Here is a 1,524-nt window from a genome sequence, read left to right as displayed (position 1 = left end):
GGAGGTCGGCTCCGGCGCTTCATCCATCCAGGCGGTCAGCAGGCGATAAGATACCGCCAACACCACCGGGCCGATGAACAGGCCAATCATGCCGAAGGCCAGTAAACCGCCGATAACGCCGGACAGGATCAGCAGCAGCGGCAGGTCTGCGCCCATGCGGATCAGCACCGGGCGCAGCACGTTATCCAGCGTGGCCACCACGCAGCTCCAGACCAGCAGCACGGTGCCCCAGGTGGTGTCGCCGTGCCAGTACAGCCAGATGATGGCCGGCACCAGCACCAACAGCGGCCCCAATTGCGCCACGCAGCAGATAAAGATCAGCATCGTCAGCAGAGTGGCGGCAGGAATGCCGCTTACCGCCAGACCGATGCCGCCCAGCACCGACTGCACCAACGCCGTCACCACCACGCCCAACGCGACGGCGCGGATCGCCTGGCCGCCCAGCAGCACCGCCGCATCGCCGCGTTTGGAACCGAGGCGCACCGCAAAGTGACGGATACCCAGCGCCACCTGCTCGCCGCGCGCATACAACAAGGCGCTGAACAGCAGCATCAGCGCGCAGTGCAGCAGCAGACGACCGATATGCGCCGCCTGCGCCACGAACCAGGTGGCGGTTTGGCCGAAGTACGGCTGCACCTTCGCCAGCAGCGCAGCGCCGCCGGCGTTAACCAATGTGTGGTAGCTGGTATAGAGCCTGTCGCCGATCATCGGCACGGACTGCAGCCAGGCGAGATCGGGAATGTGCAGCTTGCCGGGCGAACTGGCCCAGGCGATCAGCGGCGCGCTGTTATCCACCACGCTGCTGATCAGCAGGGAAATAGGCAGAATGAACAGCAGGATCAGCAGCAGGGTCATGACCAACACCGCCAGCGAGCGGCGGCCCCACAGCAGCTTTTGCAGTTTGAGCAGCAACGGCCAGGTGGCGATCACCACCATGCCCGCCCAGGCGAAGCCGAGAATAAACGGTTGGATCACCCAAAAACAGGCAACGATCATGATGGCGATAAACAGCACGCCGAAAATAATTCGCGGTAAGTCGTAACGCGATTGCGGGAGTGGCATCAGTGGGTTCTCATCCTGGTCAATTAAATCCCTGGCACCGGCGAATCGGGGTGCCTGTCGGTCGGTTTATCACCGCCGGGCGGCCGCCTGTGGCGGCGCTCGCAGGGCGGTAATAATGTGAATGCCTTCACTAAACGAGTATGTTAGTTTTTAGTGTCACTAAAAAATAGGGTGGGTCTGAATTAAAGGCCCGATTCAGCGTACATCAGCGCATAAAAAATAGACGGACAGGGTCAAAAAAGCGAATGATCCCACAGATTTCTCAGGCGCCCGGCCTCGTTCAACGGGTGCTCGACTTTTTGGAAGCACTGAAGCAAAACGGATTCAACGGCGATACCGCCACCAGCTATGCCGACCGGCTGACGATGGCCACCGACAACAGTATCTATCAGCTGCTGCCCGATGCGGTGGTGTTCCCCCGTTCCACTGCCGATGTGGCGCTGATCGCCCGTCTGGCCGGAG

2 protein-coding genes are annotated in these 1,524 nt (G+C 61.2%); one reads left to right on the top strand and one right to left on the bottom strand.

Annotated elements, in window-relative coordinates:
* On the bottom strand, nucleotides 1-1,062 hold a 1,062-nt coding region (ydiK, locus tag ADK28_RS05850; RefSeq protein ID WP_048795144.1), incomplete at its 3' end, for an AI-2E family transporter YdiK.
* A gap of 245 nt (nucleotides 1,063-1,307) precedes the next feature.
* Between ydiK and ADK28_RS29805 the strand changes: the two genes are divergently transcribed.
* A partial coding sequence (locus ADK28_RS29805) for an FAD-binding oxidoreductase (RefSeq protein ID WP_152929638.1) occupies nucleotides 1,308-1,524 on the top strand: 217 nt, incomplete at its 3' end.

The organism is Serratia sp. 506_PEND, assembly GCF_001076875.1.
Taxonomy (GTDB): domain Bacteria; phylum Pseudomonadota; class Gammaproteobacteria; order Enterobacterales; family Enterobacteriaceae; genus Serratia; species Serratia marcescens.
The sequence above is the reverse complement of the archived record's forward strand: the minus strand, read 5'-3'. Positions and strand labels throughout refer to the sequence as shown.